This is a genomic window from Mycobacterium sp. SM3041, from assembly GCF_039668335.1.
Classification (GTDB): Bacteria; Actinomycetota; Actinomycetes; order Mycobacteriales; family Mycobacteriaceae; genus Mycobacterium.
This window is the reverse complement of the sequence record NZ_JAYXBQ010000063.1, coordinates 1-1,252: the sequence shown is the minus strand read 5'-3', so window position 1 is coordinate 1,252 and position 1,252 is coordinate 1. Positions and strand designations below refer to the sequence as shown.

1 protein-coding gene is annotated in these 1,252 nt (G+C 62.7%); it reads right to left on the bottom strand.

Annotation, left to right across the window (positions count from 1 at the left end):
• A partial coding sequence (locus VXD91_RS20970; protein WP_346416288.1) for an ISL3 family transposase occupies nt 1–1,214 on the bottom strand: 1,214 nt, incomplete at its 3' end.
• Nucleotides 1,215–1,252: the final 38 nt, after the last annotated feature.

Sequence of the window (1,252 nt, the reverse complement as noted above, 5' to 3'; positions counted from 1 at the left end):
GTGGGTAGCTGAGGGTGGAGCCCGCCCAGGCAGAGATAGATCATTGAGGTCAGTGTTCGGGCGGAGTGGTGGCCGTAGCCGCGGGCGTTGATGAGTCGGATTTTGGCGTTGATGCCTTCGAGGAGGGCGTTGGAGATGCCGAGTTCCACGGCGGCGATGACGGCGTCGAAGTGTTCCTGTAGTCGTTTGCCGAGTTCGATGAAGGACGGGATACGGCTGCGTTTGGCGGCGGTGATCCAGGCTTTGAGTCGTTGACGGGCGACACCGGGTTCGTGTGGGAGTCGATACAGGTCGCGCAGCTGTTCTTTGAGGGCCCAGGCCCGGCCGACGTGACGGTTCGCGCGGGCGATCTGGTTGACCAGTTCACGTTTGTTGTCGGTGAGTTTGTTTTCGCCGGTGCGCAGCGCCCATCGGGTCTGGCGCCACTGCGCTGAGGTCATGGCGACTTTGTCCGGTCCGCTGGCGGCGGCGGCGAAGACCCGGTCCAATGCCCGGTTGACCCATTGCATGATGTGGAACGGGTCAAAGCAGATGGTGGCTTCCGGTAGGTGGGTTCGGGTGGCTCCGCGGAACGCCTTGCTCACGTCCATGCTCACGGCGGTGATCGTCTCTAGTGTCGAATCAGGTTGTTGTTCATAGAATTTCGATAGCGATTCTTCACTGCGTCCGGGCTGGACTCCGATGACGGTGCCGGTGTCGTGGTCGCCGACGATGGTCAGATATTTGTGCGGGTGGCGGTAGCAGATTTCGTCGACGCCGATCCGGTACAGGTCTGTGAGTCGTCGTTGGTCGAGCAGTTCGTCGACACCGCGGTTGATGATGGCGGTGACCGATTCCCAGCCGCACCGCATGAGCGTGGCCACGGTGGTGCGGTCGGTGCGTTGGGCCAGCCAGAGCACCGTGTCTTCGAAGTCTCGGGTGAATCGGGCACCGGGACGAGCCCACGGCACCTGCTCGGTGACGATGCCGCAGCGTGGGCAGTTCGTGCGGCGGATGTCGTAGACCAGCCACAGTTTCTTGCAGGCCAGATCCACATGGCGCCAGCGCCGGCGCCGGCGGTCATAACCGGCCCGCACACGTTTGCCGCACGGGCAGCGCATCGAGCGGGCTTTAAGGCCGACGGTGACTTCGATATCGCGGTCGCCGATGGTGACATCGGTGACGTTGGCTCCGGGGACCTGAAGTATTCGGTTAAATGCAGTACTGACGCGCACGCGGATCGTTCCTGGCGGTTGAGGTTGGTGTGGTAACC